Genomic DNA, 5,754 nt, shown 5'->3' on the forward strand with positions numbered 1-5,754 from the left:
CTATAAACGATAATAAAATACTACGTGAAAAGATCGCATTTTGTATAAAAATATCCCTTAAGTTGATGGGTGTGGGGGAGTACCCCTTATATCATAAAATTGTTGGGGGAGTAAAGAAGTTAGAGCGGAGATAGACTGGAAAGGGTATGAAAAGATGGCAAATAATGAAGAGGTATTTCCGCTAATGCCAGTTTCTTTTTGTAGCATCATTCATACATTAGTTCGTATAGGGAGGGATAAGTATTATGAGAGAGTGTGTTTTAGTTATTGGTGCTCACCCCGATGATGAGTTACTAGGATCTGGAGGGACTTTAAAAAGATTAGTGGAAAATGGGCATCGGGTTATTTCAATAATTATTGCTTCAGGAAGAAGAGAGGAAGCGGATCGGATACATCAACTAGGCAGGCATGCAAATAAAGAAATTGGTATTGAAGAAGTGATATTCCTCGATCATGCTAATTTAGAATTGGAATTAATTCCGTTGCATCAATTAACGAAAGAATTAGAACAATTAATACAGAAATATAAACCAAGTAAAATTTTCACCCACCATTATGGAGATGTCAACATTGATCATCTAATTACGTTTCAAGCGGTTTTGACCGCAACGAGACCTCTACCTAAACGAAATCCGATAGAATTAATTACGTTTGAAACAGTTTCCTCTAGTGAGTGGAATGTCTATACAAATGATAAAGTTTTCAAACCTAATTATTTTGTTAATATTACAGATCAAATGGATTCAAAGATTGCGGCGCTCAAACACTATGATGTAGAAATGAGAGATTTTCCTCATCCTCGTTCGTATGAAGGCGTTCAGCATTTAGGAAGGGTTAGGGGCATGACGATTGGCGTACCATACGCTGAAGCGTTCGAAGTGATAAGGAGGATCTGGCAATGAGAAAGGAAAGTATGTTTCCGTATTCCTATTTAATTGAAGCGATGGATAAATATTATGGAATGCCTTCACCTTCATCATCCAAAAAGAAAAATGCAACGAGAGAACGATATGCAAATGCAAAGACAAAGGTGACTTCAAAGAAAAGAAGACTTTCTATATTAATTGCTACGTTTTGGGACTATCCTCATACGGGGGGGCTATCTAATTATATTACAGCACTTAGTGAAGGTTTAAAAAAAATGGGCCATAAAGTCGATATTATATCTCCTAATCAATTTGTTACGAGCGAAGTAAGAACCCTGCGTAAAAGGGTTGTTCCAGAATTGAGAAATTTCTTTTATGCACGTTATGGAAGCTATAATACCACGATTGTGAGAAATTGCAGACATATGTATATCTACGAAATGATGCTGCTTAAAAATATCAACTTAAAAAAATATGATGTTTTTCATGCGCAAGATTTGTTTACAGCCAATATATTGGGAAGAATCAATCGACTTTATAGGAAACCTTTGCTATTTACACCCCATGGGATGTTTACTTTTAACCGGGTGAAATTTGGTATATTTGAAAAAGATTCACTAGAAGAAGCCTATTATAAAACAATAGAAAGTAAAGCTATTGAATGTGCTGATCATCTTATTATTCTCAGTGATTCATTTCGTCAACCGTTAATGCAACTGGGGGCAAAGCAAGAGAAAATGACAACTGTGCTTACGGGTATTGATTATCCTGAGAAGTATGATGTAAAAAATACATTGGCACAGAAAAAAATCGTTATTACATGTGTAGCGAGATTAGGACCAAGAAAAGGTCATAAAGTATTATTTGATGCACTCTCACAGATGGAAAGGAAATATACTGAAAACATTAAGGTGCTTATTGTCGGAGATGGCGAGATGAGAGATGCGTTAGAAAAGCAAGTTGCTTCTTTGAATCTTTCCATGGTTGAGTTTTTAGGGGAAAGAGATGATGTACCAAACATTTTAAGTAAAACCGATATTTTTGTACTTCCAACTCTAAATGATAGTCTGCCTATTTCTATTATTGAGGCCATGCATAGTGGAGCTTGTGTCATTTCGACAACATCGGGAGGAATACCTGAATTAGTGCATCACGAGAAGACAGGTATTCTAGTAGATGTAGGAGATGTAAATAAACTAAAACACGCATTAAAGTTTGTTATTGAAAACCAGCAAGATCGGGAGCAGTTAGGTGAAAATGCAAGAAACTTCGCTAAAAAATATTTAACTAGAGAGACAATGGTAGCTCATATCGAAAAAATCTACAAAGATATTTAAGTGAGGAAGGATTCTATGTATCATGAACACAGTGCAGTTGTACTGGACTTAAGTGCCAATGGAGTTGGAATTATTAGAAGTTTAGCGAGAAAAGGAATTAAAGTTTATGCGTTTGATGTAGAGGGGCCTTATAAGATAGGGAGATCACGCCTTGCTTCATGCGGAGTATGCCCAAGTCCTTTATCGGAAGAAAAGGAATTATTAACTTTTTTAATCCACTTGGCTAAAGAATTAAAATTGAAACCAGTTTTGTATACAGGTGCGGATGATTATGTGGTATTTATTTCAAAATATCGAGCGGAGCTGTCTAACTACTATTTATTTTTGTTTCCTGAGCATTCATTAATTGAAACAATACTAGATAAACATAAAATGTATGAACTGGCTGTGAAGCATAATATTCCATGCCCGAAAACATATGTGATTGAACATAAAGGACATTTAGAAGAAGCAATTTTGAACCTCGGTTTTCCATGTATATTAAAGCCGACTTTGGGCCATAAGTTTCGAAAAAAAATAAATAAAAAGGCTATATTTATAAAAAATCCAGATCAACTAAGAAATGAGTATGAATTGTACCGACAGCATGGAAAGCTCATCGCTCAGGAAATCATTCCTGGAGACAATCAGCATTTTTATAAAGTGGCTACTTTTTATGACGACAATATGGAGCTATTAGCATTATTTTCTTTGCAAAAGAACCATCAATTTCCAGCTGACTTTGGAACAGGAGCTCATATTGTTAGTAAACAGATTCCAGAACTAGTGGATGTATGTTTACCTCTTTTTAAAAAAATACAACTTAAAGGTATTGGCATGGCAGAGTTTAAAAAGGACCCGCGAGATGATGTTTATAAGTTTATTGAAATCAACCCCCGTTTTTGGTTAACCCATAGCTTAACAGAATCTGCAGGCATCGATTTTGTTTATATGTATTATTTATATTTAACCAAGCAAAACCCAGCGCCAAGACTTAAACAAAGAGATGGTATCAAATGGATTTATCTTGTGCGGTATTATTTAACGTTCCGTGACAAGAAAAAAAGAGCTGAAATGACATGGAAAGATTTTTATGAAGGCTTGCGAGGAAAAAAAGAGTTCGCTCTTTTTGCGTGGGACGATCCGATGCCATTTATTAGAAGCGCATGGTCTCATTTGAGGAATGCATGGAAACGAAAATGAAAGGAATGAAATCATTGTATGAAGCGAAAGAATTATCCTATTATTTAAAGAAGTTTAAAATTTCAGAAAAAATATCTTATTCAATGGGTCAAAGGGTATCAATAGATTCTGCTAATATTGAATGTCTGAAATCAACAACAAGAACTAGTATCTACAAATTATTTCTTCGAAAAAAAATGAAAAACTATCCCATTATTTTAAAAGTATATAATTCAACAAGCTACAGAAATGAAGTAGAGATTCAAGTATATCAAAGAGCGTATCCGATATTGAAAGAGTTTCTTCCTCAAATATATTATATTGAAAAAAAAGGAACTGAAACCTGGATATTCATGGAGTTTGTCCAGCAAGTACGCGGCCAGATTACTTTCTCCCCAAAACATTTAGAACATATTATCCCCACTGTTGCCAAACTTCACGCACACACATTTGAAGACAATTTGAAAAAATATAAAAATACTTGGAATGAATGGCTCCCCATTTATGAATCAAGCAAAATGAGAAGTGGTCGATCTAAATACATTGAAAGAACGATTACTTTTCTCGATGATGCAGTGAAAGACGATAGGTTAAGGGAGACCATTAATCCCTATCATAAATCGCTAATAAAACTGTGTCAGAAGGGACCGGATTTTTTTCCAGAACTATTTGAAAACGGTTCATCTATAACACATGGAGACCTTCATATGCAAAATATATGTAGTAATAATGTGACACTAGATGCTCCATGGCATATTCAGTTTATCGATTGGGAGTCTATTAAATATGGACCCGTCTGGTTTGATATGGTTGTTTTAGTCGAAATATTATTAGGCTTTAGAAAAGATTGGCAGAGCAATGCGGAAGAGATTCGCACACATTGTGTGAATTTATATACAAAGCAAATGCAGAAGTATGGAATTGAATTTAAAACAGCTCCAATTGATCTTTATAAAATGGCGTATTTACAGAGAACATTAGAAAAGGGGCTGCATACTCAGTTACGAAGAATATTCAATAACCGTTCTGGTTGCGAATTATTAACATATCATCTTGAAAAAGTTTCAATTTGGGGAGAAGAATTAGGTTTATAGAGGGTAAATCTCCCTTGTATCATTAGAAGAGTTAGGATGTGATACTTCTGATTGCAATAAAGGAAGAGTGAAATAAATATATCAAATATAGAACTGCAATTTGGATTTGGCAGGAGGCACATCTATAGATTTGGAAAAAGATGTTTATAAAAGGACGAATTTGAAATGATAATGGGCTATAGAGCTCTAATCTCTATAATAAATTAAAAAATTACCGTAGGGAATCTTTTCCGATGGTAATTTTTTTCGATGGCTCATATTGCAAAGGAAAATTTTTCAAGTGCTTTTAGTTTATTAATCGATACGTATCCGTAGATAAGAGAAATGATAGTAAATTTGTATTTTAATAGAAATAGTAAATATAAAGTGAATGATTCAATTATTTATCATTTTAGCCAAGAAGACTCCTTCCTCAAGGAACGCGAAGTGAGTAGGTGGGAGATGAATTGGCTTCGGTCAAGGGATGGCAGGAAGCCATCTTAATTGTTCGACATACATAAACTGTTACTTCACTACCTATCGAATGTATGTTTGTTATATAACATAAACATACCGAAATGGAGGTGACAGGAATGATGATTAATAAAGCATATAAATTTCGTATCTATCCAAATAAAGCACAAGCAACCCTAATCAATAAAACGATTGGCTGTTCTCGTTTTGTATTCAATCACTTCCTATCTCTATGGGGTAATGCATACAAAGAAACAGGGAAAGATTTGACATATGGTACATGCTCTGCCAAACTCCCTGCTATGAAGAAAGAGTTTGTTTGGCTAAAAGAAGTGGATAGTATCGCGATTCAGTCGTCTGTTCGCAACCTTACGGATGCTTATACACGCCTTTTCAAAAAACAAAACAATGCCCCGCGTTTCAAATCTAAGAAGAACATCGTACAATCTTATACCACAAAACAAACAAATGAAAACATTGCCGTTGTAGGAAACAAAATAAAATTGCCAAAACTAGGTCTTGTTCGATTTGCCAAAAGTCGTGAAGTAACAGGACGTATTTTAAATGCTACAGTTAGACGGAACCCTTCTGGCAGATACTTTGTGTCATTGTTAGTTGAAACAGAAGTGCAAGAACTTCCGAAAACAAACTCTTACATTGGAATGGATGTGGGACTAAAAGATTTCGCCATTTTGTCAGATGGAACAACCTATGAAAATCCGAAGTTTTTTCGATCATTAGAAGAGAAGTTGGCAAAAGCACAGCGTGTTCTTTCTAGAAGAATGAAAGGATCTTCTCGCTGGAATAAACAACGAGTAAAAGTAGCTAGAATTCATGAATACA

General features: G+C 34.9%; 5 protein-coding genes. All 5 read left to right on the plus strand.

The genetic code is table 11. From position 1 onward, the window contains the following. The first annotated feature begins 245 nt into the window (after positions 1 to 245). On the plus strand, positions 246 to 902 hold the full coding sequence (locus JDS80_RS30090; protein ID WP_199640747.1) for a PIG-L deacetylase family protein: 657 nt from the start codon (positions 246 to 248) through the stop codon (positions 900 to 902). After that, positions 899 to 2,203 (plus strand): glycosyltransferase family 4 protein, encoded by a 1,305-nt coding sequence (locus JDS80_RS30095; RefSeq protein ID WP_199640748.1) that lies wholly within the window; start codon positions 899 to 901, stop codon positions 2,201 to 2,203. The genes JDS80_RS30090 and JDS80_RS30095 overlap by 4 nt, the downstream gene beginning before the upstream one ends. Before the next feature lie 15 nt (positions 2,204 to 2,218). Next, on the plus strand, positions 2,219 to 3,385 hold the full coding sequence (locus tag JDS80_RS30100) for a carboxylate--amine ligase (protein WP_199640749.1): 1,167 nt from the start codon (positions 2,219 to 2,221) through the stop codon (positions 3,383 to 3,385). 5 nt (positions 3,386 to 3,390) lie between these two features. Then, positions 3,391 to 4,458, plus strand: a complete 1,068-nt coding sequence (locus JDS80_RS30105; RefSeq protein WP_199640751.1) for an aminoglycoside phosphotransferase family protein — start codon at positions 3,391 to 3,393, stop codon at positions 4,456 to 4,458. 572 nt (positions 4,459 to 5,030) lie between these two features. Next, on the plus strand, positions 5,031 to 5,754 hold a 724-nt coding region (locus tag JDS80_RS30110; RefSeq protein ID WP_199640750.1), incomplete at its 3' end, for an RNA-guided endonuclease TnpB family protein.

The organism is Bacillus cereus group sp. N8 (assembly GCF_016483685.1).
GTDB lineage: Bacteria > Bacillota > Bacilli > Bacillales > Bacillaceae_G > Bacillus_A > Bacillus_A proteolyticus.

Bases quoted from the DNA above. Each gene is read 5' to 3' on its own strand.
- JDS80_RS30090 (WP_199640747.1), top strand. From the start codon at position 246: ATGAGAGAGTGTGTTTTAGTTATTGGTGCTCACCCCGATGATGAGTTA.
- JDS80_RS30095 (WP_199640748.1), top strand. From the start codon at position 899: ATGAGAAAGGAAAGTATGTTTCCGTATTCCTATTTAATTGAAGCGATG.
- JDS80_RS30100 (WP_199640749.1), top strand. From the start codon at position 2,219: ATGTATCATGAACACAGTGCAGTTGTACTGGACTTAAGTGCCAATGGA.
- JDS80_RS30105 (WP_199640751.1), top strand. From the start codon at position 3,391: ATGAAATCATTGTATGAAGCGAAAGAATTATCCTATTATTTAAAGAAG.